The sequence below is a fragment of the Microcystis wesenbergii FACHB-1317 genome, from assembly GCF_014696875.1.
Lineage (GTDB): Bacteria > Cyanobacteriota > Cyanobacteriia > Cyanobacteriales > Microcystaceae > Microcystis > Microcystis wesenbergii_A.
In genome coordinates this window covers 32,687-58,919 of record NZ_JACJQV010000050.1, presented here as the reverse complement: position 1 = coordinate 58,919, position 26,233 = coordinate 32,687, and the positions used below count along the sequence as shown (strand labels likewise).

Sequence of the window (26,233 nt, the reverse complement as noted above, 5' to 3'; positions counted from 1 at the left end):
TCCCCTCATATTTCATCTTATTGCCAGCCGACTCCCTGATCACTAATTTTTGATAAGCTAAGAGACAGTTAATTATAATTTCGTCGTCAATCCTATGATTTTGCCAGGTAGTACCGTTCGAGTCAGCAATCCCGATGATACCTACTATAAATTTGAAGGTTTAGCCCAGCGTTTAAGCGATGGGAAAGTGGCCGTTCTTTTTGAGGGGGGCAACTGGGATAAGTTAGTCACCTTTAATCTCTCGGAATTAGAAGAAGTAATTATTGCCCCGGCTAAAGGCAAAAAATAACCATGCGTCCACCCTTACCGCAATTGGCCATCGATAACCGCCATCCCGATCATATCGCCGAAGTTATCGAGACGACGACGACCGAGTTTTTAGCGCAATGTTTGGAACCAGAGGAGTTAAACTTTCCTTTTATGCCCGCTTTTGGTAGTTGGGTAAAAGCCTACGATGAAGAAACGGGTAATAAGATTTTTGGGATTGTCACCTTTGCCACCACTGCCCCGATCGATTCGGTACATCGCGCTAGAGCTTTGGGGTTATCTTTGGCTGAATTGCGGGAACAACAGCCGCAGATTTTCGCTATGTTAAAAACGGAATTTCGGGCAACTATTGTCGGTTTTGAAACCCTGCCGGGACAAGTTAATGGCAATGGTGCCGGGCGAGGTTATATCTATCAATACATTCCTCCCCGGCCTCCACAAATTCATCAGGCGGTTTATCAATGTGAGTCGTTAGAAGTGGTTTATTTTAGTGAACAATTAGACTTTTTAAGAATTTTATTACAGGTCAAAAATACTCCCGTGGAAGCTTTGGCAGCTGCTTCTATCCGTCAGATGTATCAATTGCGTCAAGCCGATCGACAATGGTTAGTAAATGTGGGCAGACAGTTAAGTGTTTTACTCAAAGATGATTACGATCGCTTGCGTTATATTCTTAGTCAAATTCATATTCACGCTTAGATTATTCGGCTATCTGGGCGCTATTAGAGTAGTGAAAATCCCTCACTCCCTCTTTTTGTGTCCTTTGTGTCTTTGTGGTTAATAAAAAAATCAGCAACCCTTGGCTATTCTCGCAAATGCAGTCGATAGCCTTGAATAGAGATTCCTTCTAGGTTCAAAAATTGGTCAAGTATCATAAGTAGGGTTTGCGGCAAAAAGTTTTTCCTGGGGGCAGGGTGTCGGGTGTTGGGGTAGTGGGGTGTTGGGGTATTTCCCATCTCCCTAAATCCCTGTCTCCTGACGACCAACTCCCCAAAAACTTCACCATTAAGATAACTGCTGTACTTTAGGAGCGACCGAGAAAAAATTTTCTCAACGTGCCTTTACCCCAATAGCGATCGATTTCGTGCCAGAGATTGTGGAGACAAAAAACCACTGCGAGACAGAGAGTAACCGCAAGGATTTGAGAGAAACTTTCCCTTTGCCAAAATTTGGCCATTGCCTCCGAAATTACCCGCGTTCCCCGATAAGCTTCCAGAAAACCCTCGATCGAGCCGAGAATCAGTGCTGCTAGGGTGTAAACAAAGGTTCGATACAGAACGCTAAGGTAACGGGGTCGATTTTCTAACCATTCTAGCTTCATGGCTGCGTCGAGAATGGCCACGGTTTTTGCGGCAATGATCGCCCCTAAGATCGCTTTACCCAAAACGTAGGTGGTAATCGAATACTCTTCCAGAAATAATTTCATGATCAGAAGAATATAACCGAAAGCCAAGAAAAAAAAGAGGGCAAGAGAACCGATTTTTTTTAATTCCTTTTTAATTGCTTCCATTGATTTTTTTTGACATTTTCTTCCAATATAGCGGCTGCGCTGCCGGATAGTGCCATAACTATAGCTATAGTTAATTATTTATTGCAGCTATTCTCTCAACTCTACCAGCAAGTTTGATCGCTGATAACCGAACTGATGCTTGAAACTAATTACGGCTTGATTGTCGATAAAATGAGGATTACCGAGGGGATCGACGGCACTGAAAGCGTAAAAATAACGGCGTACTAGGGGCGGAAAATCGCTAAAATCGAAGATTGTGTCACCTTGGGCTACATCTGCCCAAAAATTTCGTAATTTCGGGGCTAATTCCTCCGCTAGACTCACGGGAAGATTGAGGGGATGGCAAGTTAATAAACGCATCATAAAAGGATAAGAGCGATCGCCTAACCATTGCCGAGAAATAGCGGGTAAATTCTCCCATCCGGGTATATTTTGCAAATGAAAGGATTCTATGGCTAATTCAACCGTGTTTTCGCAATATTCTAGCACCCGGTAGGGATGGGGATAACTGACGAGGGAACCGGTGGTAATTTCATAGATACCTCTAGTAAAAGCCAGATCCTGCACGTGGAGATGGCCGGTAATCAACAATTTTACGCCGTTTTCCTGTAGTATATCGAGCAGTTCTACCGCATTAGCCAACATATAGCGTTTACCTAATTCATGATTGCTTTGTCCGGGTAAATGCTCGATCACGTTATGATGGATCATCACCATCACTAGATCGTTTTTTAGCGCGGGTAAAGTCTGTTTTAACCAATGCAATTGTTCTGCATCTAAACTGCCAATTTGTTTACCTTGCTCATCGAATTGATTAGAATTCAGACCGATTAATTGCACTCCGGGTAAAATTTCTTTTTGGTAGTATATTTGTTCGGGGTCGCTGTAACCAAATTGTTGATAATAAAAGGGAAAATCTGCTAAACCGATCTGGTTTTCCGTCGCGGTTAAACTCAAAACATCATGATTACCCGGCACCACATAGACGGGGAAGGGTAAAGTGGCTAAACAATCGGCTAACCAACGATGATTTTCTGGTTCACCATCTTGGGTTAAATCGCCAGCAATCAGCAGAAAATCGAGGTTAAGGGTGATGATATGGTCTAAAACAATTTTTAAAGCGGGAATACTCACTTCCACCAGATGAAAGCGATTAGAATGGTTCAAAATGGTTGTGGGTAAAGCGATATGAGGATCGCTGAGAATGGCGAAACGGAAATTCATCGCATTGAATTGGGCTAAATATCGGTAAACTAGATCGATCGAGGAGAAATGAGGAGAAAATATCTTTGGCTAAAGTTCGCGTTCGTCAGCACGTCAATCCCTTAAGTCATAAATATCGCCATCCGATCGCTCCCCCCGATTGGAATCAAGTTTATCAGGATATGACGCAACCTCTCCATCTTGACATTGGTTGTGCGCGGGGTAAATTTTTGTTACAAATGGCCCAAGTATATCCAGAAATTAATTTTTTGGGGATTGAAATTCGTCAACCTTTGGTAATTGAAGCGAATCAGGAACGGGAAAGGTTAGGATTAAGTAATCTCGCTTTTGTTTTTGGCAATATGAATGTTGCCCCAGAAATTTTACTGCAATCTTTGCCCGCAGATAAGTTATTTTGGGTGTCGATTCAATTTCCCGATCCTTGGTTTAAACAGCGTCATAGTAAGCGTCGGGTTGTGCAGCCGGAATTAGTCATAGCTTTGGCTAAATATATGGTAGCTGGGGGCTGGGTTTTTTTACAGTCGGATGTGGAATCGATCGCCCTGGAAATGACGGAGAGATTTCAAGCACATCCCCATTTTGTTCGGCAACATCAAACCCCCTGGTTAGAGGAAAATATTTTCCCCGTACCGACGGAGAGGGAAAAGTCCACTTATAATAAGGGTCAACCGGTTTATCGCTCGCTTTTTCGAGTTCGGTAGCTTCAGCTAAAATATCTTGGCACTGTCTGAAATCATGGTTATAAATCTCGACTCACCCCTAATACTTAAGGATGATAATCGCCCCCCTGTCTCTCAATTGCTGGAATTTCTCTTAAGCAAAGAAAAAACACTAAAAAAACTAAAGAAAATCTTACTTTTGAGGCTTTGGTCGGTACTTGGCGATTATACTTTATCACAGGAACTCAAAAAGCGAAAAAGAGAGCGGGAATTGTTTTGGGTAAGGGGCGCTATCTACCATCCTGGTTAAAAATTACCATCTCTTACCAAAGAAATGAGAGCTTAGAACTGGGAGAATTTATCTCTGGAACCGTCAGCAATCAGATAGTTTTAGGGGCGGTAAAACTATCCGTAAGCGGTCCGGTTAAGTTTTTTCCTAAAACCCGTCTTCTCGCCTTTGATTTTACCCGGCTCAACCTAACTCTATTTAACCGCTCTCTCTATTCAGGTTTTATTAGAAATGGCCGGGTAAGTGAAGCGAATTTTTATCAGGAAAGTATCAAAAAACAGGCATTTTTTGCCTATTTTCTGATCACAGAAACAATGATGGCAGCCCGGGGACGAGGGGGAGGATTAGCCCTTTGGATAAAAGAGATAAGTGAGACAAAACTAGCTGAAAATAAGTTATTAGAGGAGAAATAGATGGGATATTCTATTGAGGTAGATGGGACAAATTTTGACAGTGAAGTAATCGAGAAATCCTATCTAAATACGGTGATTTTAGACTTTTATGCTCTGTGGTGTGGACCCTGTAAATTGGTAAAACCGATGCTAGAAAAACTGGCAAGCGAATATAATTTTATCCTGGCCAAAATAGATATAGATAAAAATCCCGAATTAGCCGAACAATACGATGTAGAAGGAGTTCCCGATGTGCGAATTGTCAGCAAGGGAGAAGTGTTACCCTGTTTTGTCGGTGCTTTGCCAGAAGAACAAATTAGAGACTTATTTTCCCGTCTCGATTTAAAATCGGAATTAGAAACAGGATTAGCAGAAATACAAGAAGCGATTGCCCTCGATAATTTGCCCGCAGCTAAACAATTATTTGATCGTCTTTTTCCTAAATATCCCAACGAACCACGATTAGTTATTATGGCGGTAAAATTTCTCATGCGTCTAGAAAAATGGTCTGATGCTTACCGATTAATCAGTGCTATTAAAGAAGAAAATCCCCTGATCAAAGGTTGGAAAACTCTCCTAGAATTTCAACAGTTAAAACCAGAAAATAATCCCCTCGATGCGATATTTTTGACTGGGATTAATTCCGCATTAAAAGAAGATTATGCCGCCGCTTTAGATAAACTGATCAGCGTGGTGGGAGAAAGTAGAAAATATCGTCAGGATGGGGCAAGAAAAGCCATGTTAGCCATATTTCAGATTTTAGGAGTTAGTCATCCCCTCACCCAAGAATACCAAGCAAAGTTAACATTTCTGCTCTACTAGGTAGGGTTTGATGAAAAAGCTTTTCCTGGGGGCAGGGTGTGGGGTGTGGGGTGTGGGGTTTTATCGATTTTCAGGTGGTCAACTACCTAATTTTCAGGGAAAAAGTCCCTGAATTTTCCCCCCCGATCCCCGCAATGGCTGGCACTTTTTGAGGGGAAAAAAGTCCAAAAGTCTTATCCAACAAGGTTTTTAGATTTATTCAGCAGACCCTAAGTAGGGTTTGCGGCAAAAAGTTTGTTGGTGGGGTTAGGAGTCAGGAATCGGTCAAAACTAAAGCAATTCCCCGGTAATTTCAACAAATCTATTCCTCGAATTTCTGTTGACAACTGCCAGGGAATTGCTAGAGACAAGACAGTTTATTTGTGGCGAATCATTTCATAGAGGGCAACGTATTCTTCCCCAGGGCGATTCCAAGAGTAATCGCATTCCATACCTTGAATCGCTAATTTTTGGAATTCTTCTGGTTGAGTGTACCACAATTCCAATGCCCGGGACATGGCTGATTCGAGGGCATTATTATCGGGATCAAAAAAGACAAAACCATTGCGTTCTTCCGGTTTGTGATAGGTATCATAATCGCGATCAAAAACCGTATTAACTAAACCACCAACTCCCCGGACAATGGGAACAGTTCCATATTTTAAGCTGATTACTTGTGTCAGTCCGCAGGGTTCAAAATTACTGGGAACCACAATCATATCAGCCCCCGCATAAATCAGGTGAGATAATTCCTCATTAAAGCCCAATTCAATATGAACATCAGGGTTATTATTGAGGTGATTTTTCTCATGCCAGAACCAGTTATTAATTAACGATTCGGTGGCGGAACCTAAGAGGACAAATTGCGCCCCGCGAGCTAAGGCATAATACATGGCATGGTGAACTAAATGTACGCCTTTTTGGTCATCTAAACGACCGACATAACAAATTAAGGGTTTTTCTGCCTCATCTCTTAACCAGAGTCTTTCTCGCAGTGCCTTTTTATTGCGTGCCTTCTCGGAGAAGTTATCAATACCATAGGGTGCAGGAATAAATTTATCTACTTCCGGGTTCCAGATATTGTAATCTAAACCGTTGAGAATGCCAGTAAATTTCTGTTGATGCTGGTGAATTGTATGGCCTAAACCGTAACTAACATCGGTGTGGTGTGCTTCCCAAGCATGGTGGGGTGAGACGGTATTGAAATAGTTGGAAAAGACGATCCCACCTTTCATAAAATTAATCACAAAAGGATTGAAGTTATCGCGCATTCGGGCATAGCTAAAGTAGTAAGTATCGTTATTTAATCCTGTTGCCCAGAGAATTTCCGCACCAGCAAATCCTTGATGTTTAAAGTTATGGATGGTGTAGAGAACGCGCTGATTGCCCATACCATGATATTTATAAATTTCAAAAAGTAAGGGCGGAATTAAACCGGTTTGCCAGTCGTGACAATGAATTATATCGGGACGTTTATTACTTCTGAGCAAAAATTCTAAAGCGGCTTTAGAGAAGAAGGCAAAACGCATATTATCGTCCTTACAACCATAGTAAGTACCGCGATTAAAGAAATTATCCCCCGAATTGGGTTGAATAAAGAAACACAAGCGCCCGTGTACCCAACCACAAAAAACGTTACAGTGAATTGCCCCACCGTACCAAGGCACCCACAGGTCCCGATAAGCCTCGTGTAAGCCCCAAATTTGGTCGTAGCGCATACAATCATACATGGGTAGGATTAGCTCCACGCAATGACCCCGAATTTCCAATTCTCGACTCAATCCATATACCACATCCCCCAATCCCCCGGCTTTAATCACCGGGGCGCACTCAGAGGCAACCTGAACTATATACATATATCAATAACTCCCTCGATTAATCTACAGGTCAGCTAGAAGCAATTTTTACAAAAGTATACAAGCTTCTGTGATTAAATGACTCGATCGAATTAGTTGGGGGTTGGGGGTTGGGGTGTTGGGGAAGTGGGGTGTTGGGGAGAACAAAGCTGCCTTTTGCCTTTTGCCTTTTGCCTTTTGCCTTTTGCCTTTTGCCTTTTGCCTTTTGCCTCCTAAAGATTAACAGCGTTTTAACTGTCCTAGGAGCAAAATCACCTCATCGATGCCGTTTCTGAGGGTGGTGGCGGGCTGATCGCTGTTATTTACGGTTATGCTAAAGATTAGGGGTTGATTGTCGGCGGTTTCTAGATAACCGGCGAGAGCGATAACTCCGGTTAAAGTCCCGGTTTTTGCCTGTAATCGTCCTTCTAGGGGAGTCTGGCGGAATCTATTGGTTAAAGTGCCATCAACGCCGCCAATGGCTAAAGAACGCCGATAATCAGGATTTTCTGCCATTAGTTGTAAAATTTGACCTAAAGTCTTGGGTTTAATTAGGTTTTGTCGTGATAGCCCCGAACCGTCGCCGATTTTATAACTATCGCTGTTAATTCCCAGTTTTGTTAAAGTTTCTTGCAATCCCGAGACACCGCCGAGCATTTGTAGTAGGGTTTCGGCTAGTAAATTATCGCTATTTTTATTGACTTTTTCCACCAAATATGCTAGGGGTTCTGATTCTAAATTGGTGATCTCATAGCCGAGAATCTGTGAACTAATTTCTGCGTTTTTAACGGTAATTCCCGCTTTTTCAAGGATATTACGCCAGTGAGCGAGGAAATACTCCGAAGGTTGAGGAATAGCTAAATTAAAATCATCTTGACTATCAATCGCCAGAGAACCAGTGATAATTAGGCGATTATTGGCTAAATTGCCCTTAATTGCCAGAGTATTCGGGCTTCCTTGCGCTGCGGTGCTGGTTTGATTCTCAATTAGCCATTGTTTAGCGGCAATGGGATCAGACCATTGTAAATCTAAGCTTTGCCCCAATTGTCGCGGTAAAAGCTTTAAAGTGACGGAATTTTCGTTTAAAACCAAGCTAGAAGCGGGTACAGCATAGTCAAAAAAGACATCTTCCCATTCCCAGGTTTTTTGACTATCGGAGACGACAAAAGGACTAGCAACGACAATTAAGCGATAAATTGAGTTAATTCCCTGTGCTTTTAACTTTTCTGCGAATTTTTCTAACTTTTCTGTGGTTATGGTTGCATCTCCCCTCCCGACTAAGGTTAAAGTTTCTAAATCGGGGGGGTTGCCCTGGGCTAAAATGGGGGTTTTCAGACGATAATCGCGGTTAAATTTGCTGAAAGCGGCGGCAGTGGTTAATAATTTCGCAGTAGAAGCGGGAGTAAAAAAGTTATTTTCGTGGAGACTATAGAGATTTTCCTGAGAATTAAGGGATTTTACGAAAATTCCCCAATAAGCGCCTTGATAATCGGGTCGGGCCAAAATGCGATCGATCCTGGTGGCTAAGTCTGCTGGACAGATAAACTGGGAAGGGGGGGAATTGTCTTGACTGATGGGGGTTGCGAGGGTGACGGGATGGTTTACCCAGAGAAATAGGGAACAAGTCCCCAAGAGAAAAGATAATTTCGAGCGGCGTGTTAGCATAGAATTAAGTCTTGGCAGTAGGTAAATTGACTCTAATTTAGCAGCATTAGTGACCATATTCTGCTAGTTACTCGATAGATTCAGTTAGGGATTGATCCGAGATATTCGCTCCCCTTTTTGCCAAAAAAGTTTCTTGATTCCGTCAAACTTCTATTCATTTGCGAGGATATTTTTATGAGTTATGATTTTGATTTATTCGTGATTGGTGGTGGTTCTGGGGGTATTGCCACCGCTAGACGGGCTGCCGAATACGGGGCAAAAGTGGGATTAGCAGAATACGATCGCTTGGGAGGAACCTGTGTTAATCGCGGTTGTATTCCCAAAAAATTAATGGTTTATTCTAGTCGTTTTCCGCAACTATTTAAGGATGGGGAAGGTTACGGTTGGAGTCCAGTAGAGAGTCAGTTAAATTGGCAAAAATTAATTAGTGCCGTTAATCAGGAAACTATACGTTTGAATGGCATTTATCAAAAGATGCTCGATAATTCTCAAGTGACGATTTTTCCTAATTATGCCAAGTTTATTGATACCCATACCCTAGAGGTGGGAGAGGAGAAAATTACTGCCGATAAAATTTTAATTGCCGTGGGGGGACATCCCGTTAAACCCGATATTCCGGGGATCGAACATACGGTAGTTTCTGATGCCATGTTTCAACTGCCAGAACAACCGAAAAGAATTATAGTTTTAGGGGCGGGATATATTGGGGTGGAATTTGCTGGTATTATGCACGGATTAGGGACAGAAGTGGTGCAGTTAATCCGTAAAGACAAGATTTTAAGAGGTTTTGATGAGGATATACGCGATGAGATTCAAGCGGAAATGATCCGTCAGGGAATTAAAATTATGCCCGAAACTTTCCCCACTTCGATCGAGAAAACTGCTGAGGGTTTAAAAGTACATATTCAGGGGAAAGAAACCGCAGAAATGCTCTTTGTTGATGCCCTAGGATTAGCCGCTACTGGAAGAATTCCTAAGCTGGAAAAATTGGGATTAGAGAATATCAATGTCGAGGTAAAAAAAGGGGCAATTGTCGTCAACGAGTATAGCCAAACCAGTGAAGATAATATCTATGCCGTGGGTGATTGTACCGATAAAATTAATTTAACTCCCGTGGCGATTAATGAGGGGCGAGCTTTTGCCGATACAGTCTTTGGTAATAAACCCCGGTTAATGAGTTATGAAAACGTTCCTTCGGCAGTATTTTCTACTCCTGAAGCTGCGACGGTGGGATTAACGGAATTGCAAGCAAAAAAACAATATGGTGACACGGGGATTAAAGTTTATCGGTCTAAATTCCGCCCTGGTTACAATGTTTTACCAGACCGAGAGGACAAAACTTTGATGAAATTAGTTGTCCATCAGGAAAGTGGTAAAATTCTCGGAGCGCACATGGTGGGAGATCACGCTGCCGAAATTATTCAAGGAGTAGCCATTGCCGTAAAAATGGGGGCGACAAAAGCCGATTTTGATGCCACTGTCGGCATTCATCCCAGTGCTGCCGAGGAATTCGTCACCATGCGTTAATTAACAATTTTAGGTGTGTTAAACCAACCTAACACACCGGAGAAAATTAACCCTTTTGGCTATTGACAACTGAGCCATTTTGTGATGGTTTTTCGGTTAATTTTTGAGCAAGATTTAAGATATCGGAGGGAAGCATAATCACGGTACTGGTGTTATTTTCCGCTCCAATTTCCGTTAACATTTGTAGGCGGCGTAATTCCAAAGCGGCGGGGTTTTCCATGATTAATTGGGAAGCTTCCGCTAATTTTAGGGAGGCTTCCTGTTCTGCGGCAGCTTTAATCAAACGGGCCCGTTTTTCTCGCAATGCTTCCGCTTCCTTGGCCATAGCTCGCTGCATACCAGTGGGAATTTCCACATCTTTCATCTCCACCCGTTCGATATCAATGCCCCAGGGTTCGCTAATTTCATCGACAATTTGTTGGACCGCTTGATTGATTTTGTCTCGTTTTTGCAAGACATCATCGAGATGATTTTGACCAACTACATTTCTTAAAGTGGTCATGGCCGCTTGATAAACGGCCGCGGGGTAGGATTCGACTTTATTAATCGCTTTGCTAGGATCGATAATGCGATAGTAGAGAACCGCATTAACCTTAATTGTGACATTATCGGCGGTGACAGTTTCTTGCGGGGCGATATCGACGGTTTTGGTGCGAATATCCAGCTGCATTTTTTGGTCAACTAGGGGAATGATCCAGTACAGTCCGGGGCCTTTGGTGTCTTGATAACGCCCTAGACGAAAGATAACACCACGCTGGTATTCTCGATCGATTTTAAAGCCATTTAACCCCAGAATGCCCGCTATCAACAGCAAGGGTGCTAGAAATTCCATATTAATTACCACTTATCGGGTTCAAGTTAATCAGTGTGCGGTGACATCTCAATTGCCATCTCCTCGCTCCTGACCACTAATACATTCATTCTAGACAGTAACCGGGCTGTCGGGGAAACTCATAACGAAATATTACAATTTTTAGGAATTGCCCACCCAGCAGGGATGACTCGACTTCCAGACCCCGACCTGAGATAAACTACAGAATGTTATCAGAATTTACCTTGATATTATGAGCGTAGTTAGCCAAGTCATCCTCAAAGCCGACGACGAACTTCGTTATCCTAGTAGTGGTGAACTACAGGGTATCGGGCAGTTTTTAAAAACCGGTGAGCAGAGAATTCGCATTGCCGAGACTCTCGCTGAAAATGAGAAAAAAATCGTCGATCAGGCTCAAAAACAACTGTTCAAGAAACGTCCCGATTATAGAGCGCCGGGGGGTAATGCCTACGGTCAGCGTCAATATAATCAATGCTTGCGCGATTATGGTTGGTATCTGCGTCTAGTTACCTATGGGGTATTAGCTGGAGATAAAGGACCGATCGAACAAACCGGCCTGATCGGGGTCAAAGAGATGTATAACTCTCTTAATGTTCCCATCCCCGGCATGGTGGAAGCGATTCGTTGTCTCAAAGAGGCCGCTTTAGCTCTTTTGACTCAAGAAGATGCCGTGGCAGCAGCCCCCTACTTCGACTTTATCATCCAGTATATGTCCTAAGCGATCGGGACAACTCCACGGGCCTGAAGTCTGAAAAGGGGCAATTTTCCCCTCTTTCAGGGTTCAGGCTTGACTTTTTTCAGTGTTGCCAAAGGCACGGCGTAGCCGTCCAGTAAACAGTAATCAGTGATCAGTGAAAAGACAGTAGGAAACTGCCATTTAATACTGCTTACTTAATACAGACTACTCACTGATAACTTACCCACTGATAACTGATAACTGATAACTGATAACTGATAACTGATTATGTTTTGGCGCATTGTACTACTTACTTTTCTAATACCATCGGTCTATGGGGTGTTTGGCTGGTCGATCGCCCATGAGCGTTTATCATGGAGTGATTGGTTACTTGTCCGCGGTGATGAGATGAATTGGACTCTCACTAGCGAATGGCTAGAAATCATCATCTATATCCTAGCGGTAGGGGTTATCCTCTCAATTGCCCTAGGATTAACTCTGTTTAGTCACTTAATGCCGCTATTTTTCCGCAGTTGGTTTAAAAACGATATTAGTGCTGTATTATCAATTCTCGGCTGGTCTTTGGCGGTAGTCTTTATCTTCCACAAGTGGGCGGTATTTAGTCGAGTTTTAATCCTGTTAGCTGCTGCTATCCTCGGTCGTCTAGAACTTCAGGAAGCAGGTTACAATAGGTGGCAAGTTTTCCTGATGATCACCATTCTCTGCTTAGGTAGTTTTGGCTTGGGAATTTGGGCTTATAATCTTTGGGGTCACGAATTTCATCGAGTTACTACTGATTAATCTTATCTCTAATCTTTAAAAAGTATGCCCAAAAAAAATAACGATACGCTCAAACGAGTCTTAATTGTTTCCTCTGGTTTAGTATTTCTGGCTTTAATGGTGGTGCCAACTTTAGGTTTATTAAAAAATAATAATTCTAATTCCCCCCAAGGCAATCAACCTGGGCAAGAGGCAACTATTCCTCCCGAAAAATTAGAAGAAATGGTCAAAGGTTATGAGAAAATTCTCGAACGCGAACCAGATAACCCCACTGCTTTGCAAGGACTGGCCCAAGCTCGCTTACAGTTAAAAGATTTTATCGGAGCCAGAGAACCTTTAGAAAAGTTATATCAAAAATATCCCGATAATCTGGAAGTTATGCTAGTTCTTTATGGAACAAGATTACAAACTCAAGACGTTTCTGGAGCCAAAAGTATCCTAGAAAAGTTAGTCAAAACCTATCCCCAAGAACCGAAGTTTAAGGAAGAATTAACTCGTTTAAATCAAGCGATTGCGGAGGCTTCCAAACAGCAACCCCCAGAACCTAAAAAGTAATGAAAAAAGAATTAATTATTGAAGCTGGGCGAAGTGAAAGACAATATTGGCGGGATTTATGGCAATACCGAGAATTATTTTATTTCCTGGCTTGGCGCGATATTTTAGTTCGTTATAAGCAAACTTTTATCGGCATTGCTTGGGCATTACTGCGGCCATTTTTGACCATGTTAGTCTTTACTTTTGTCTTCGGTAAATTAGCCCGTTTGCCTAGTGATGGCGCTGCTCCCTATCCAATTTTGGTCTTTGCGGCGGTCTTACCCTGGCAATTTTTCGCCAGTTCTCTTGCTGAAGCTAGTAATAGTTTAATTGATAATGCTAATCTAATTTCTAAGGTATATTTTCCCCGGTTAATTGTTCCCACCAGTGCCGTTATTGTCAGTTTCGTTGATTTTCTGCTTTCAGGAATGATTCTGTTAGGGTTAATGGCTTGGTATAATTTTTTACCTAGTTGGCGCATTTTAACCCTACCTTTATTCATTCTCATGGCTTTTGCCACCTCTATGGGTGGGGGTTTATGGTTATCAGCATTAAATGTTCAATTTCGCGATTTTCGTTATATCGTTCCCTTTATCATTCAGTTTGGGCTATATATTTCTCCCGTAGGATTTAGTAGTAATATAGTTCCAGAAAAATGGCGTTGGTTGTACTCTCTCAATCCCATGGTGGGAGTCATTGATGGTTTTCGTTGGGCGATTATCGGAGGTGATGCCGGCATCTATTGGCCCGGATTCCTGTTATCCTTAGCCCTAGTCGTTCTCTTGCTGGTCAGTGGTATTTGGTATTTTCGACGACTAGAAAAAAACTTCGCCGATATCATCTAACCCTGACATTAGCTAACTTTGTTAGATCAGAACTTTTTTAAGAATTATGATCGGCCTATAATAATAACTGTAGTCACCCCTATCCTTTAGGGACAATTCTTGGTTTAGGGTTGATGTCCTTCAGCGCAAGCGAGATTGGTTATGAAAATTAGCGAACTAGAAAACTACTTGGCTCAGGTTAAGTCAGAGATTGGTGACATCGATATCGTCTATCAATGTCGCAACCAGCACTATAGTTGGTTGGACAAAATTAGAAGCCATCAACTGAAAGTGTTAAAAAATACCGCCGACACTAAATTATTGATTTCTCTGCAATAGCCATTTTCTCTTGCTAGATGCCGGTCAGGTAATCCGGTCCGCCTAATCTGCTTAACAGTTTATCTTTTCTTCCCTGTCGATAGGTTCTTAAACCAGCCGCGTCGCCAAAAGAAAATGATTAAACTGAAAGCAACGGTTAGCATCAACCCCCAGACGAACCCATAGCCCCAATACCATTCTAATTCAGGCATATTATAGGGAGATTTATCAGTATCAAAGTTCATGCCATAAATACCGACAATGAAGGTGAGAGGGATAAAAATCGTCGAGATTACCGTTAAAGTTTTCATAATCTCGTTCATTTTATTACTCACGGAAGACAGGTAAAAATCCATTAAACCATTGGCAAATTCTCGGTAATTTTCGATAACATCGAGGATTTGTACCACATGGTCATAACAGTCCCGTAGATAGGGTTTAATCGTTGTATCGATGACAATATACTCATCGCGTAAAAGGGTATTGAGGGTGTCTCTTTGCGGCCAAATTGCCCGTCGCAGGGAGAGTAATTCCTGACGTATTTGGTAAATTTTTGATAAAGTCTGTTCCGTGGGACTAGCTAAAATTTCGTTTTCTAACTCCTCGATTCTTTCTCCGTAGGACTCTAAAACAGGAAAATAACCGTCAATAATGGCATCCCAAATTGCGTAGGCTAAATAACCCGATTTTTGCTGCCGGATGGAACCTTTATTTAAACGGATTCTCTCCCTAACTCCCCCTAAAGAATCGTATTGTCCTTCTTCCTGCACGGTTAAAACATAATTCTTACCGACTATTAAACTGATTTGTTCTAGCAAAAAACCATGAGGATCGATTAGGATGGCCATTGGCACTATAATTAAAATATAATTCTCGCATTCTTCTACTTTTGGTCTTTGGGGAATACTGACTATATCCTCAAGGGTTAAGGGGTGTAAATGAAAAATTTCCCCCAACTCTTGCAGTTTATCTTCATTACCCAAACCGACGATATCAATCCAAGAGATGGAATCATTGGATAAATATTTAAGACAGTCTTGAGGTAAGAGATTATTAACTATAGTGGCTTGTTGGGGGTTATAATTAATTAAAAATATCTCCGTAGCAACGGCATTTTCATCGATGGTGATTAACCCTGGCATCGTCCCGGGTTGGTTATAGTGATAATCGTAAAGGTGGGGTTTTGTCTGGGAGGATTTTCGCCCTTTTTTATACCTGATTAATCTTTTGTTATTGCTCATGGTTGAGATCGATCGCTGTTGACCTTTTTATTAACATTGATCGCTCAAAAATGCCGCAATTTTTAGCTAACTTTAAGATTAGCCAAGATTGTTAAAAAACGAATATTAAACGTAAATGCCAATTATTAGCCGTTTCCCTCTCGATTTCGATGCGACGGATAAACTCGCGAAAATAAAAACGGCGCTCGATTTCCGATAAATCTCGCCAAAATTGCGGAAAAGCAACGGCACGAGCGATAATAGTCAGGTTATCGGGGGGTAATTGGTCTAAACGTCCTTGTATCTGTGCGATCTCGTTTTTCAGTTTATAGGACCTGAGATTAGCCGTTTCTTGATCTAAAATTCCCGCCGCTTCTAGGGAGGGCAATTGCGACAAAATATCGTTTTTTTGCCCTATTTCCTCGCTCATTCCCCGTTTGATCGCCTCTAAATCCGGTAAAGATATCTGAGCGATCGTCGCTGGTAGGTCTTGACAAATGCGCTCGATTGTGCTATTGAGAATTTTTTCATAAGCGATCGCCGAACATTTTTTTGTCCGGGGACATTGCAAAGGTCGCAAATAGAGGTATTCTGTGCCTTTTCCTCGCGCTGTCACTTTGGTAATCGTCATCCCCGATTGACATTGACTACAGACGACTAAACCCGCTAAGGAGCGCGGTGCGCTGGCACTGCGGGGGGGTAATTTGCGATTATTTCTCAGGATGCGATCAATCTGGGCTGCTTCTTCCCGGGAGATAATCGGGGTGTGGGTATCGGGGATAATATCTTGACCGAGATAGCACAAATCGCCGCGATAAACGGGATTAGTTAGCCATTTATGGGCAGTAGCTACCGATATCTTTTTGCCGTAGCGTTTTTCTAGATAGCGCACCGTGGAACCCAGGGAAGCGGAAATCAAAAAGCGATCAAAAAAGTCTTTGACTACTGGTGCGGTACTGCGATCGAGTATATAACGCTCCTTGCCACGACGATAACCGTAGGGTGCTTTTCCGGGGGGAGGCAAAGCTTGCAGACGATTGTGAGCGTGACCTGCTTTTAAACGATTACTTAGTTCGTTTTTTGATATTTCTTGCAGAATCTTGGCAAAATTCAGCTTATAATCTGGGTCTTCTAGGGCAATTATATCTATGTCGAGGGCTTCTAAGGATTGTAAAATTTTGCTAACTTCCGTGCCATTGTCTCCCAATTCTGCTATGCGACGCAGGATCAGCAGTCGGGGGGGAGTACCTTGACAATCGCGGAGCAGTTGCTGCCGTTGTGAGCGATCGCCAAAATCCTGATACACTTGTTCGGGAGAATAGGCCCAAATCGAGTTATCCGGGGAACTATCGAGCAGGGGGTTAGTATAGGTGTAGGCGATAATTTTCATGCTTTTCCCAAATTCTTGTCTAGATAAGCTGTTAAGCATCGATAACAGTTATCTTAATGGTGAGATAGGAATTTTTCGTTTTGGGAAGTTGGTTGTAGATACCTGTTTGGTGTTACGATAACTTACGGTGTCGCGATTATAACTCGTCTAGAGATGTGAGTAAAAGCGTCTATTCGTGATAGTATGTAGTTAGACTTCGACCATTTGGGAGAGGCAAACTATGATAGATTATAATTTAGATGCGGCGCATAGCATTCTCTATATGCAACCTAAGTCTGCGCTCGCGGAGGAAGATTTTGTTAAAATTGCGGCGGCAGTGGACCCCCACATTGAAGCCACTGGTGGCCTTGCTGGCGTAATCATTGAAGTCCCTACGTTCACTGGTTGGGAAAGTTTTGGCGCCTTGGTCGCTCATTTCCGGCTGATACGCGACCATCACAAGTACGTCAGTAAGGTGGCCGTAGTGACTGATTCGACTTTGGTTAAACTGATCGAAAGTCTGGCTTCCCACTTTGTCTCGGCTGAAGTCCGGCAGTTCCCTTGGGGGGAAACAGAGGTAGCGACCCAATGGATATTAGGCGACTCCTGATTCTCTTACCGTACAACAGACATCTTCACCAATTAACCTCAATCTAGCCTCAATTTTGGAGATGTCTAATACAGGGTTAGACCGATGGAGAGAGAAACCGAATCATGCTTCGATTTCTCTCATTGCTTGCTCAATTCCTTCTTTAACTTTGCTCAATCCAGTCAAAAAGTATTGCCAATGACCGTGTTTGCCACCGGCATTAATGGCATTACACCAGCGTTTAGCCGCTGCTTCCTTCACTTCCCTCAGTTCGTCCCATCCTTTAGTTTCTAAAATTAAATAGTTAGATTTAGCTGTCTTCAGACGGATAATAAAGTCTGGGATATAATCGTGGTATTCCCCATTATAAAAATAGGGAATAGTAAACCCTAAGCGTTCATTTTTAACAAAGGCTGCAGTGGCGGGATGATTGTCAATAATATAGGCGGCTGCCTGTTCCCATTGCTCAGTATCAGCCACCACACAGTTAAGGTGAGACTTGACCACCTCTCTCACTGGTTTGCCGGTGAAGAAGTTAATATCATCGGTTGAACCGTTGCCTAGATGTGCCTCATATTTGGGGATTTCTGGGGCTTCTCCGGCGCCGGTATCGGGACAAATGGACTCCGAGAGTTTTTCAATTACCCAACCGTAATAGGGGGAAAGAAACAGATCGAGAATGTGAGCGGGTTCTACTACTTTAACCTTTTCAGTTAGGTAGCGATCGCATATTTTTCTTAATTGGGGAAACAAGACATGAGGGGGTGCTTGACATTGCTCGGTTTGGCAGTAAGTGCGAGTTAAATCGGCCGCTAATTCAAAGACTAATTCTTGTAATCTTTTTCCCTGACGGTAAGGGTTGAGATCAAGGCTTTCTAGTTTGCCCGGACCAGATAGGCTATGACGACCTTGGTTATTAGCCAGAGTAGCTTTAACTTGGACTTCGGGGGCAATTTTAAAGGGGTTGATTTCTAAAGCGGCGATGGCTGTCCAATCAACGGTGACTCGGTTTTGTACGGCTTGGGTATAGCCTTTAACTCTGGGAAATTCTAGGCGATATTGGGATTTTTGCGGCACTGAGTAAACATGATAGCGTTTTTCTGGCTGAGGTTTTGCCCCTTGGGGATTAGCTTTAAAGGGAACAACTTCAAAGGGAACTCCGAAAATTGTTGAGGTTTCTTCGGCAAATTTGTTATCCTCGGTGAGGTCATAACTGCGCCTTCTTAACCCCCTACCTACCACCTGCTCACAGAGTAATTGGGATTGAAAGGGACGAATCCCAATAATATGTTTTACGGTGGAACAATCCCAACCCTCCGTAAGCATTCCTACAGAAATTACACATTTTATATCGCGACCGGGGGGGTGAAGCGGTCTAGCTAATTTCTCAGCTAGTTGAGCAAATCCTTCGGGATAAATATCGCGTCCTTGATCATCTTTTGTCCATTGAGTCTTACCAATGGTGTCTAAAGTCAAGCGCATCCATTTACTTTCATCGGATTTACTTTCACCCGATTCTAATTCTTCAACTACCTTAGAATCGACTCTAATCGTGTTAGTTTCTCCCTCGCTATTACGAAGCGATCGCAGGTTAGAGGAGGGTAAATCATCTGGTTTGATATCTTCTGCTATCCATTCATAGAGACATTTAGCAATCTTGGTATTCTTACAGACAATAATAAATACAGGCGGTCTGGGATCATCGGAGGCTGCCCATTCTTGTTTGATTTGTTCCCACTGTCCCCCTAATAAGGTGATGGGATGTTGCACATATTTGAGGATAGCTTCCGGTGTAGGATTTATTCCTTTACCCCGTTCAGATCGGGTCATTTTCTTCATTAACCATTCCCAGATATTAAAGTAAGCTAAATCTGAAACGGCTGCGCCGGTGGTATCTCTAACGGGTAATTGAGGAATTTTAACTAAACCTGCTTCAATGGCATCCATTAAACTAAAATCACTGACAACCCACTCAAAGGGTTTATTAGTATTCTGTTTAGAAGATTTTAAGTAATAGGGAGTAGCGGATAGATCCACACAGAAATTAATGCCTCGATATTTGTTAATTCTATCTAAACCCTCCAGCCAAATCGTGGCTTCTTTTTCTTGATATTTTTCCGATTCTTGCTCATCGCCAGCATCATTTTTATCTGGAGATATCCGAGATATCCGATAAGCATGATGCGCCTCATCATTAAAAACTAAAATGTTACCTTTATTCCCCACTTCTTGGGTTAAGATTCGTTTAATCCAAGCGGCATCACTTTCTAAATAGCGGGTAATTTCTACCTTAACTTCTTTAAGATTTCCCTGTGTATCATATTTCTCCCCTCCTTCAGCGACTTTTAACCGACCTAATGCGATTTGCTGTCCTAAAGTTTCTTGGGTTAGATATCTTGTTCCCCTAGCAGTTTCGTTTTTAGCGGCAATCTTAATCACTTCGGCGGCGGTGGTTTTGACTCCCACTTTCACCACTTTGGCAGTGTCATTACCGGCAGTGGCAGGCGCTCGCTTTTCAAAAATATGCCAATTTGTCACCAAGACTTTACCCTGTCTCAGTTTGTCCATCAGGTGAGAGGGTACGAGGTCACGGGTACGGTATAAGGAAGCTTCGCCGTTGTCGGGGTTGAGTTCCTGCAATCTACTTTTAATGGTGATATTGGGACAGATAATCAGGACAATATCGGAGAATTTAGCGTTACTGCGATCTGCTACTTTGTTGAGGATCGACCATGCTGCTAACATCCCCATCACTGTTGTTTTGCCGCTTCCGGTTGCCATCTTACAGGCGTAGCGGATGAAAGCTTTCAGGGTGGTATCAATGGGGGTATCTTGGGGAATATGAATCCCTTGGCGAAAGTCGGTGCGAGATTCAATTAGGAAAATGATGGTTTCTACTGCTTCTTTTTGAGCAAAAAATAGGCGATGTTCTCTTCCTTCTCGGTTCCAATAGTCCAATAGTTCTAAGGTAGTACGACTGACCCCGGGATAGTTTTCGTTTCTCCATTCTTTGACTTTGTTCCTGATGTGGTTAACCAAGGTCATTTCATAACCAGGGAAAAATTCATCGGGGGGTGAAAGTTTGAGAACTTTTCCTAATTCCCATTCGCTGTCACCTTCCCGGGGGGGATAGACAATAGCCGGTCTTCTCCCTTCTTTTAATTCTGGTTCATAACCTTCTCGGATGAACCAATAACGGGAGGGTTCATCAAAGGGGGAATTAAGGATAGGTTCGTTGACTTCGTAGGACATAGGGTTATTTAGGGTTTTTTTCTTATGTATTAACTCAAGGCAAACTCGGTTAAACTGCGTTTATAGGGAGCCTGAAAACCTAAGACTATATCTTGTTTGGGAACACCAGCCGCGATTAATTGATTGGCAATGCCGATTTCTGTTCCATCTCTTTGAATCCAGATTTTGTCATCTTTTATGTCAAGATGAATAATCACACCATAGATTCGCTTTTGCTCTTTCCACCCAATATTTAAGACTTGGTAATGATGGCGTTTTGTGTCAAAAATAAGTTGATTTTCTGTGTCATTTTTGCTGTCATTAACTGAATGTTGGGTGAGAATGTCTTGAATCAGTTGAGAGTATTTTATTCTTTCCATAATACCACCTCTTGTTTGAGAGAATTAAAGATTAAAAGTTTAATTTTATATTCGGCTACAGCGTCTTGAATAAATTGACGAGAGAAAAAGTCCTCATAGGTATCTTGAGGAATGGCTAGATAAAGAATCCTTTCGGGTTGTTCCTGTTTTAATGCTAACCGATAATTGAGGATTTGTCCTAATGCGAGATGAAATTCGGTGACTTCAGATGCGCCTAAAAAAGATTTAATCTCTAGGGCAATTTTTTGACCTGCCTTTTCGGCGGCAATTAATCTTTCCGCGCCTAAATCGATGTAAAATTCTACGTCATTGACTTTAAGATAAAGGGGATCATGGGTGATATTCCAGCCATCTTTTTCGAGGGCAATACACACAGATTGATGAAAAATATCTTTGGCTGACATAGAATTTTCTAAGTATAAGCAAGCTTGATAAACGGCTGATTTAACTTCATCAAGGGTTCATCAAAGGGTGAGTTGAGGATGGGTTCGTTGACTTCGTAGGGTAGGACATTTCGATTTTTGATTTTTGATTTTTGATTTTGGATTGATTAATTTTCTAGCAAGTTTTGAGGTTGTCTCATATTAACTCCTTTTTAAGCAGCTCGAAAAGGAATATTCTCAAGGATGACTTGGGGTACATTTCCTGTTCCTAAAACATCTTTAGCGTCGAGAATTTCAATGCCAACTAAAAGATCATTATCACCAAGGTTTAAGGTGATTTCATCGTTTAACTGAAGATTTCGACATTCATGTTTTCCCTCTACAAGTCTAATATAAAGGGCATCAATTTCTGCATCGTAGCTAATTTTCATTTTGTCTCCTTTAAAAATAGTAGGTGTAATAAGTTTTTTCTTTGTTTTTATCGCACCCTAATCACAAAATAATCTATCTAAATTGCGATACCCGCTAACAATTCTCAGGACAAAAATACCATCATCATGAACATTATAAAAAATGATGTAATCTCCTACTAAAAATCCCCTTAAATTAGGTCTAACTTGTTCATATCGTTTTCCCATATTAGGAAAATTAGCTACTAATTTACATTTTTGACGTATGGCATCAAACAGATTACTAGCAGAGCGTGGATTATTTCGAGCCAGATAATTACAAATTTCATTAAGATCATTAATTGCCTCTTGGGAGAATTGATAAATTGCCATTATTCTAAGCCATATTCTTCTCTTAATCTTGTTTTTAACTGCTCAAAAACTAATTCCCCATCGGTTACATTACCCGCTAAAATTTGCTCGGTTGCACTATCAATTTTTTGCCGTAACTCCTCTAATTGAGGATTAGTTTCCTGACCATCTTCTGCTAAAATAATAATTTCTACTCTTTGACCGGCTCGAAAGGGTAAATCGGATAAAATCAACTGATGCGATCGCTCAATTGTCAGATATTTTTTGTAAGCATTCATATTAGTTTTCCTTTCTTTAACTCAGCTAATTTAAACTCTTAACCACTAACAACTCATTCCCCCTATCATCAATCACCTTAACGGCAATTTGCCGATGTTCTCCCACGGCAAAAGCTGCGCTGGTTGTCCCTGCTAGATGTTCCCAGACCGATTCCTCATAGGTTCCCTTTAAAGCTTTCTTAATCGAATCCCAAGCGCCGGTACGGGGAAAAAATGCCTGATTGACGTGGAAACATAGGCCGTTGTAGTCAGTATCGAGAAACCAAGCGGGGACATTCTTACCCGGTTCTGAGTCCACTTTCATTGTAACCGGGTCAAACACATCCAAACCCAATAACTCCACTTGATATTTACCCTCAGGGATGGGATTAATCCTAATCTCTGGCAGTCCACAGACGCTGAATATCTGGGAACTCCTCATGTTTTTGAGTAAATCCCCCATCAGCAGGTCTGGAGTTGCTTGGATGTAAGTCGCGGGAATCCCCACCGTATCCTGACAGTGTTCTACAAACTGACGAGCGCTAGGAGCGATCGCAAAGCCAAGGACGAACAGATGAGCGTATTGTTTATGATAGGCTTCCCCAGCCGCTCTGTAAATCGGCTGTTCTGCGATCGCTCCGTTCTCTGGTCCGAATAGAAACGCCACCGGTTTCTGGGAGAGGGGAAGCTGATTCAGGTTTGCTTCTAGGGCCTCATCTACCACCTCCCCCAAGGTAGCACCTTCTAAATCACTAGCTTTGACCATTGCTTCGGCCGATAGATTCTGGGTTCGCGTCGGCTGTCGCACGTTGTTTAGGGTGATGGTGCGGTTCCCAGACAGACGCAACACGGGAGATTTCCGCAGAATTTCCAACATCCGTTCTTCATAGGGACCGCTATTGTCGATTACCACCGCTGCGCTTTCCGGTTCGTCTTCCATCTCCACCGGAGGCGGTATGGTTCCCTCGATGGTGAAGGGACTACACACCCGCACAATACTGTTATCTACTTCGGGACGGTCAACTAAGATTTCCGATTCGGGGGGTTCATTGTTAGCGATACTTTTCAGGGTGATGTGTGGGACTATTCCCCCAATTTCTTCCCCTTTACTGTTCTGTTTTCTCTTGTAGATAAAACCCCCCGTCGGTGAGTTATTATCTTTCAGTTGATACCAAGGAAAGGTGGCGGTTAATAGTCTCTGTCTGGCTAAGGCTAAGGGTACTCTACTGACATCACAGGTTATCCATCTTCTCCCCCATTGTTCGGCAACGTAGGCGGTTGTCCCACTTCCACAATTATGAACGGTACAAACTTCAGTAATAAAAGAGTGGACAGTTTCAATCTCTAAATCATAGACTGTTTCCGTCGTTATTTCCGATTCTAAATCTTTAATTTCACAGGGTATTTGTTCCCTGCCAAAATAAACAATATCACCGATTTTTAAAGTATCAGCCCGTCGCCATTCTTTGTAATGATCTTCTGAAGGTTCAACCGCAGCCAATGTGGCTTTAATTGTCTCTAATACTCCCGCCAAATTATGATAAATTTCTTGATTATTGAATCGTAAAATAGTTAATCCCAAATAGTTTAAATAAGTATCTCTTTCTTGGTCATAAACTATCGCATCTGGCCTATAATGGCTATCTCCATCTACTTCAACAATACAACCCTTTTCTCTTGCATAAAAGTCGGTAATATAACGTCCAATAGGATGTTGACGGCGGAATTTAACTCCTAATTGATTTCCTTTGATTTCTTGCCATAATTTAGCTTCGGCTGGAGTCGCTTCTTTTCTCATTTCTCTAGCTAAACCAAAATTATTTTTAGGAATATGTTCCCAATTGCGATCGCCTCCATAACCGATTGTCCGTTTTTGACATAAGACTCGATGATCTCCCGTTACCCAGAGGATTTGCTGACAAAGGTGGTGACGAATCCCGATCATTTTCCCTTGATGGGTTTTGCTGATAGTACGAAGAATCCGATGAGGTTGCAGATCGTGTCCGATGACATAATCTCCCGGTTGTAATTTTTCTATTTCTAAAGCCTCTAAAGCCCCTAAAGCCCCCCCGATGTCGGGGGAGTTGGGGGGGTAGCTCCCCGGTATCTGAGAGTTTACCCCCCCCTGCCCCCCTTGCCCTCCTAAAGCCCCCCCGATGTCGGGGGGGTTGGGGGGGTAGCTCCCCGGTGTCTGAGATTTTACCCCCCCCTGCCCCCCTTGCCCTCCTAAAGCCCCCCCGATGTCGGGGGAGTTGGGGGGGTAGCTCCCCGGTATCTGAGAGTTTACCCCCCCCTGCCCCCCCTTCAAAGGGGGGGAGTTAGTTGGTTGGTGGGGAATAAGGATTTTTGTACCTTTTCTTAGACAGGTGATATCTAATACTAAATCGCCGGGGTCGGTGGTCATTAATAGACAGCGTTGGATGACTTTATTTGATGTTTGAACTACATAACTAGCTTGATATGCACCTTCTGTATCATTCCAAAAATTAGTAATTCTTGAAACTGGATAATCATCATGATACAAAACATAAGTCAAGGCTTTACTTGTTTCATAAAGACGATTATATTTAGCTAAATTATCCATTCCTTCTTTATTAGTGCGCCAGCTTTTTCCTGTACCAGGCGAATATTTAGTTCCGTTAAATTCAAAAACAAAATCACCAGTAGTAAAATAACCACTTGGCCTTAAATCTAAAGGGATAAAAACTTTACTACCTTCAGGTATTGTATCAGGAGTATTTCTTTCTTCTGTTGTCATTGTGCGTCTTTCTCCATTAGGTAACTCGATATATCTCCAATGATGATCTTCTCGCCAGTCTTTAAAAGCAAATAAAGAATGACATTTTAAATTTTTAATACATTTTGCATAGAAAATAATATGATCCCCTACTGTTTCAATAGTAGATGTATTACCCATTGTCATTTTTTTTTGTTTTATAAGTAATATTTGCTACAAAATTCTCCCCCCCAAAAACCTCATCCATCAATTCCCGAACATGATGAACATTCTCATCGGAAATCTGCACAAAAACACTACCGCTATCAGTCAACAACTCCCGGGCCAACAACAAACGATCGCGTAAATAACTCAGATAGGAATGTAACCCTAATTCCCAAGTATCTCGATAAGCTTGCACCATCTCTGGTTCGCGGGTAAAATCATCGTCATCGTTGTGTTTAACGTCGCGTTTCCTCACAAAAGGTTGAAAATTAGAACCAAATTTTACGCCGTAGGGAGGGTCAATATAAATCATCTGCACCTTACCCCCCATCCCCTCGTATTGCAGTAGGGAGTTCATCGTCACCAACGAGTCACCGAGAATCATCCGGTTTACCCATTTATCGTGATACTCATAAGCTCGGAGAATCTGGTCAGTAATTGACCATTTAGGGTCATTAAATAGATTCAATTGTTCCCCTTTTTCCACCTTGTGGGATTTCAGGGTTTCAATAATTGCCCTAGTGGATAAACGTTCATGGACAAATAGAGGTAAAGTTGGCACTTGAAAAGATAACCTTTCGGCCTTTCCTGTCCAATTTAAAAACGGTTCACCGATTGCCTTGAGTTTACGCGCTGCTATTTTGGCGGTTTCTAAATCTTCTGCCGCGAGAATTTGCTCAATTAAGGCCTCAGCTTCTGCTCGTGCGGGGTTTTCATCCCAGTTTAACTCCGGGGACAAGGAGGAATCATAACGATAGGTGACAGGGGGTTTTTTCTTCTTGAAGTGGGGTTCTGTGCCAATATCGGGACGCTGGGGATGTTCCTCGCCATGGTTGTAACTTTTGGCTTCCGTTTGCTTGTTCGTCTTCTTGGGCATTAGCAACTCTTCCTCCATGGCGAGGTCAATCTTTATTTTAACCCTTGAATAACCCCAAGAGGGCTGAAAAAAAGCGAACTTCTCTAGGGAGA

Annotated in this window: 26 protein-coding genes and 1 pseudogene; 12 read left to right on the top strand and 15 right to left on the bottom strand. The window is 42.4% G+C overall.

The features are described from left to right. The first annotated feature begins 94 nt into the window (after positions 1–94). Together H6F92_RS01835 and H6F92_RS01830 are read left to right on the top strand one after the other, a co-directional pair. The gene (locus H6F92_RS01835; protein WP_002766960.1) at positions 95–289 is read left to right on the top strand and encodes an NAD(P)H dehydrogenase subunit NdhS; all 195 of its coding nucleotides are present in this window, start codon (positions 95–97) and stop codon (positions 287–289) included. 2 nt (positions 290–291) lie between these two features. Beyond that, the gene (locus tag H6F92_RS01830) at positions 292–966 is read left to right on the top strand and encodes an HAS-barrel domain-containing protein (RefSeq protein WP_190356581.1); all 675 of its coding nucleotides are present in this window, start codon (positions 292–294) and stop codon (positions 964–966) included. 325 nt (positions 967–1,291) lie between these two features. On the opposite strand, the gene H6F92_RS01825 is transcribed toward H6F92_RS01830, so the two are convergent. After that, the gene (locus H6F92_RS01825; protein WP_190356580.1) at positions 1,292–1,777 is read right to left on the bottom strand and encodes a hypothetical protein; all 486 of its coding nucleotides are present in this window, start codon (positions 1,775–1,777) and stop codon (positions 1,292–1,294) included. Between the two features lie 87 nt (positions 1,778–1,864). Continuing rightward, on the bottom strand, positions 1,865–3,001 hold the full coding sequence (locus tag H6F92_RS01820; protein WP_190356579.1) for a metallophosphoesterase family protein: 1,137 nt from the start codon (positions 2,999–3,001) through the stop codon (positions 1,865–1,867). A 65-nt stretch (positions 3,002–3,066) separates the two neighbouring features. Here H6F92_RS01820 and trmB point away from each other — a divergent pair, with 65 nt between their 5' ends. The 3 genes and pseudogenes from trmB (at position 3,067) to H6F92_RS01805 (ending at position 5,163) form a co-directional block, all read left to right on the top strand. Then, the gene (trmB, locus tag H6F92_RS01815) at positions 3,067–3,702 is read left to right on the top strand and encodes a tRNA (guanosine(46)-N7)-methyltransferase TrmB (RefSeq protein ID WP_190356578.1); all 636 of its coding nucleotides are present in this window, start codon (positions 3,067–3,069) and stop codon (positions 3,700–3,702) included. A 34-nt stretch (positions 3,703–3,736) separates the two neighbouring features. Beyond that, positions 3,737–4,362 (top strand): annotated as a pseudogene (locus H6F92_RS01810) (hypothetical protein). Further along, a complete protein-coding gene (locus H6F92_RS01805; protein WP_190356577.1) occupies positions 4,363–5,163 on the top strand; it encodes a tetratricopeptide repeat protein in 801 nt (266 codons plus the stop codon). Positions 5,164–5,519: 356 nt separating this feature from the next. Here H6F92_RS01805 and glgA read toward each other — a convergent pair whose 3' ends face one another. Next, the gene (gene glgA / locus H6F92_RS01800; protein WP_190356576.1) at positions 5,520–6,998 is read right to left on the bottom strand and encodes a glycogen synthase GlgA; all 1,479 of its coding nucleotides are present in this window, start codon (positions 6,996–6,998) and stop codon (positions 5,520–5,522) included. 219 nt (positions 6,999–7,217) lie between these two features. Further along, a complete protein-coding gene (dacB, locus tag H6F92_RS01795) occupies positions 7,218–8,642 on the bottom strand; it encodes a D-alanyl-D-alanine carboxypeptidase/D-alanyl-D-alanine endopeptidase (RefSeq protein ID WP_190356589.1) in 1,425 nt (474 codons plus the stop codon). Positions 8,643–8,816: 174 nt separating this feature from the next. On the opposite strand from dacB, the gene gorA reads away from it, so the two are divergent. Continuing rightward, positions 8,817–10,169 (top strand): glutathione-disulfide reductase, encoded by a 1,353-nt coding sequence (gene gorA, locus H6F92_RS01790; protein ID WP_190356575.1) that lies wholly within the window; start codon positions 8,817–8,819, stop codon positions 10,167–10,169. Positions 10,170–10,215: 46 nt separating this feature from the next. Here gorA and H6F92_RS01785 read toward each other — a convergent pair whose 3' ends face one another. Continuing rightward, the gene (locus tag H6F92_RS01785; RefSeq protein ID WP_190356574.1) at positions 10,216–11,001 is read right to left on the bottom strand and encodes a slipin family protein; all 786 of its coding nucleotides are present in this window, start codon (positions 10,999–11,001) and stop codon (positions 10,216–10,218) included. Between the two features lie 232 nt (positions 11,002–11,233). Between H6F92_RS01785 and H6F92_RS01780 the strand changes: the two genes are divergently transcribed. The 5 genes from H6F92_RS01780 (at position 11,234) to H6F92_RS01760 (ending at position 14,154) form a co-directional block, all read left to right on the top strand. Further along, a complete protein-coding gene (locus H6F92_RS01780; RefSeq protein WP_002769830.1) occupies positions 11,234–11,719 on the top strand; it encodes an allophycocyanin subunit alpha-B in 486 nt (161 codons plus the stop codon). Positions 11,720–11,965: 246 nt separating this feature from the next. Continuing rightward, positions 11,966–12,478, top strand: coding sequence for a hypothetical protein (locus tag H6F92_RS01775; protein WP_190356573.1), 513 nt, complete (start codon positions 11,966–11,968; stop codon positions 12,476–12,478). 24 nt (positions 12,479–12,502) lie between these two features. Next, a complete protein-coding gene (locus H6F92_RS01770) occupies positions 12,503–13,012 on the top strand; it encodes a tetratricopeptide repeat protein (RefSeq protein ID WP_190356572.1) in 510 nt (169 codons plus the stop codon). Further along, positions 13,012–13,836: an ABC transporter permease gene (locus tag H6F92_RS01765; protein ID WP_045359832.1), complete on the top strand. Its 825-nt coding sequence runs from the start codon at positions 13,012–13,014 to the stop codon at positions 13,834–13,836. Before H6F92_RS01770 ends, H6F92_RS01765 begins: the two co-directional genes overlap by 1 nt. Before the next feature lie 141 nt (positions 13,837–13,977). Then, positions 13,978–14,154, top strand: coding sequence for a hypothetical protein (locus tag H6F92_RS01760; protein WP_008199960.1), 177 nt, complete (start codon positions 13,978–13,980; stop codon positions 14,152–14,154). A 59-nt stretch (positions 14,155–14,213) separates the two neighbouring features. Here H6F92_RS01760 and corA read toward each other — a convergent pair whose 3' ends face one another. Continuing rightward, complete coding sequence (corA, locus tag H6F92_RS01755) at positions 14,214–15,374, bottom strand: magnesium/cobalt transporter CorA (RefSeq protein WP_190356571.1); 1,161 nt, start codon at positions 15,372–15,374, stop codon at positions 14,214–14,216. Positions 15,375–15,465: 91 nt separating this feature from the next. Then, the gene (locus H6F92_RS01750; protein WP_190356588.1) at positions 15,466–16,743 is read right to left on the bottom strand and encodes a recombinase family protein; all 1,278 of its coding nucleotides are present in this window, start codon (positions 16,741–16,743) and stop codon (positions 15,466–15,468) included. Between the two features lie 220 nt (positions 16,744–16,963). Here H6F92_RS01750 and H6F92_RS01745 point away from each other — a divergent pair, with 220 nt between their 5' ends. Continuing rightward, a complete protein-coding gene (locus H6F92_RS01745; protein WP_190356570.1) occupies positions 16,964–17,332 on the top strand; it encodes a SpoIIAA family protein in 369 nt (122 codons plus the stop codon). A 102-nt stretch (positions 17,333–17,434) separates the two neighbouring features. Here the strand turns inward: H6F92_RS01745 and H6F92_RS01740 are convergent, their stop codons facing one another. From H6F92_RS01740 to H6F92_RS01700, 8 genes are all read right to left on the bottom strand, one after another. Next, complete coding sequence (locus tag H6F92_RS01740; protein WP_190356569.1) at positions 17,435–20,563, bottom strand: BPTD_3080 family restriction endonuclease; 3,129 nt, start codon at positions 20,561–20,563, stop codon at positions 17,435–17,437. Between the two features lie 29 nt (positions 20,564–20,592). Continuing rightward, positions 20,593–20,922, bottom strand: a complete 330-nt coding sequence (locus H6F92_RS01735; RefSeq protein WP_190356568.1) for a XisI protein — start codon at positions 20,920–20,922, stop codon at positions 20,593–20,595. Further along, positions 20,910–21,326 (bottom strand): XisH family protein, encoded by a 417-nt coding sequence (locus tag H6F92_RS01730; RefSeq protein ID WP_190356567.1) that lies wholly within the window; start codon positions 21,324–21,326, stop codon positions 20,910–20,912. The genes H6F92_RS01735 and H6F92_RS01730 overlap by 13 nt, the downstream gene beginning before the upstream one ends. 191 nt (positions 21,327–21,517) lie before the next feature. Then, complete coding sequence (locus tag H6F92_RS01725) at positions 21,518–21,736, bottom strand: DUF2283 domain-containing protein (protein WP_045362939.1); 219 nt, start codon at positions 21,734–21,736, stop codon at positions 21,518–21,520. 57 nt (positions 21,737–21,793) lie between these two features. Further along, on the bottom strand, positions 21,794–22,087 hold the full coding sequence (locus tag H6F92_RS01720; protein ID WP_079209967.1) for a type II toxin-antitoxin system RelE/ParE family toxin: 294 nt from the start codon (positions 22,085–22,087) through the stop codon (positions 21,794–21,796). Beyond that, positions 22,087–22,344 carry a hypothetical protein gene (locus H6F92_RS01715; protein ID WP_079209968.1) on the bottom strand — a complete coding sequence of 86 codons (258 nt, stop codon included), beginning with the start codon at positions 22,342–22,344 and terminating at the stop codon, positions 22,087–22,089. The genes H6F92_RS01720 and H6F92_RS01715 overlap by 1 nt, the downstream gene beginning before the upstream one ends. Positions 22,345–22,369: 25 nt before the next feature. Beyond that, complete coding sequence (locus H6F92_RS25605; protein ID WP_242029964.1) at positions 22,370–25,240, bottom strand: DUF559 domain-containing protein; 2,871 nt, start codon at positions 25,238–25,240, stop codon at positions 22,370–22,372. Beyond that, entirely contained in the window at positions 25,233–26,141 is a 909-nt protein-coding gene (locus tag H6F92_RS01700; RefSeq protein ID WP_242029963.1) for a DNA methyltransferase, read from the bottom strand. Before H6F92_RS01700 ends, H6F92_RS25605 begins: the two co-directional genes overlap by 8 nt. Between the last annotated feature and the right edge of the window lie 92 nt (positions 26,142–26,233).

Coding starts and splice junctions, on each gene's coding strand:
- dacB (WP_190356589.1), bottom strand. CDS start 8,642: ATGCTAACACGCCGCTCGAAATTATCTTTTCTCTTGGGGACTTGTTCC.
- H6F92_RS01785 (WP_190356574.1), bottom strand. CDS start 11,001: ATGGAATTTCTAGCACCCTTGCTGTTGATAGCGGGCATTCTGGGGTTA.
- H6F92_RS01745 (WP_190356570.1), top strand. CDS start 16,964: ATGATAGATTATAATTTAGATGCGGCGCATAGCATTCTCTATATGCAA.
- H6F92_RS01715 (WP_079209968.1), bottom strand. CDS start 22,344: ATGAATGCTTACAAAAAATATCTGACAATTGAGCGATCGCATCAGTTG.
- H6F92_RS01775 (WP_190356573.1), top strand. CDS start 11,966: ATGTTTTGGCGCATTGTACTACTTACTTTTCTAATACCATCGGTCTAT.
- corA (WP_190356571.1), bottom strand. CDS start 15,374: ATGAGCAATAACAAAAGATTAATCAGGTATAAAAAAGGGCGAAAATCC.
- H6F92_RS01780 (WP_002769830.1), top strand. CDS start 11,234: ATGAGCGTAGTTAGCCAAGTCATCCTCAAAGCCGACGACGAACTTCGT.
- H6F92_RS01805 (WP_190356577.1), top strand. CDS start 4,363: ATGGGATATTCTATTGAGGTAGATGGGACAAATTTTGACAGTGAAGTA.
- gorA (WP_190356575.1), top strand. CDS start 8,817: ATGAGTTATGATTTTGATTTATTCGTGATTGGTGGTGGTTCTGGGGGT.
- H6F92_RS01820 (WP_190356579.1), bottom strand. CDS start 3,001: ATGAATTTCCGTTTCGCCATTCTCAGCGATCCTCATATCGCTTTACCC.
- H6F92_RS01725 (WP_045362939.1), bottom strand. CDS start 21,736: ATGAAAATTAGCTACGATGCAGAAATTGATGCCCTTTATATTAGACTT.
- H6F92_RS01765 (WP_045359832.1), top strand. CDS start 13,012: ATGAAAAAAGAATTAATTATTGAAGCTGGGCGAAGTGAAAGACAATAT.
- H6F92_RS01750 (WP_190356588.1), bottom strand. CDS start 16,743: ATGAAAATTATCGCCTACACCTATACTAACCCCCTGCTCGATAGTTCC.
- H6F92_RS01770 (WP_190356572.1), top strand. CDS start 12,503: ATGCCCAAAAAAAATAACGATACGCTCAAACGAGTCTTAATTGTTTCC.
- H6F92_RS01835 (WP_002766960.1), top strand. CDS start 95: ATGATTTTGCCAGGTAGTACCGTTCGAGTCAGCAATCCCGATGATACC.
- H6F92_RS01735 (WP_190356568.1), bottom strand. CDS start 20,922: ATGGAAAGAATAAAATACTCTCAACTGATTCAAGACATTCTCACCCAA.
- glgA (WP_190356576.1), bottom strand. CDS start 6,998: ATGTATATAGTTCAGGTTGCCTCTGAGTGCGCCCCGGTGATTAAAGCC.
- H6F92_RS01740 (WP_190356569.1), bottom strand. CDS start 20,563: ATGTCCTACGAAGTCAACGAACCTATCCTTAATTCCCCCTTTGATGAA.
- H6F92_RS01730 (WP_190356567.1), bottom strand. CDS start 21,326: ATGTCAGCCAAAGATATTTTTCATCAATCTGTGTGTATTGCCCTCGAA.
- H6F92_RS01825 (WP_190356580.1), bottom strand. CDS start 1,777: ATGGAAGCAATTAAAAAGGAATTAAAAAAAATCGGTTCTCTTGCCCTC.
- H6F92_RS01720 (WP_079209967.1), bottom strand. CDS start 22,087: ATGGCAATTTATCAATTCTCCCAAGAGGCAATTAATGATCTTAATGAA.
- H6F92_RS01760 (WP_008199960.1), top strand. CDS start 13,978: ATGAAAATTAGCGAACTAGAAAACTACTTGGCTCAGGTTAAGTCAGAG.
- H6F92_RS01830 (WP_190356581.1), top strand. CDS start 292: ATGCGTCCACCCTTACCGCAATTGGCCATCGATAACCGCCATCCCGAT.
- H6F92_RS01700 (WP_242029963.1), bottom strand. CDS start 26,141: ATGCCCAAGAAGACGAACAAGCAAACGGAAGCCAAAAGTTACAACCAT.
- H6F92_RS25605 (WP_242029964.1), bottom strand. CDS start 25,240: ATGGGTAATACATCTACTATTGAAACAGTAGGGGATCATATTATTTTC.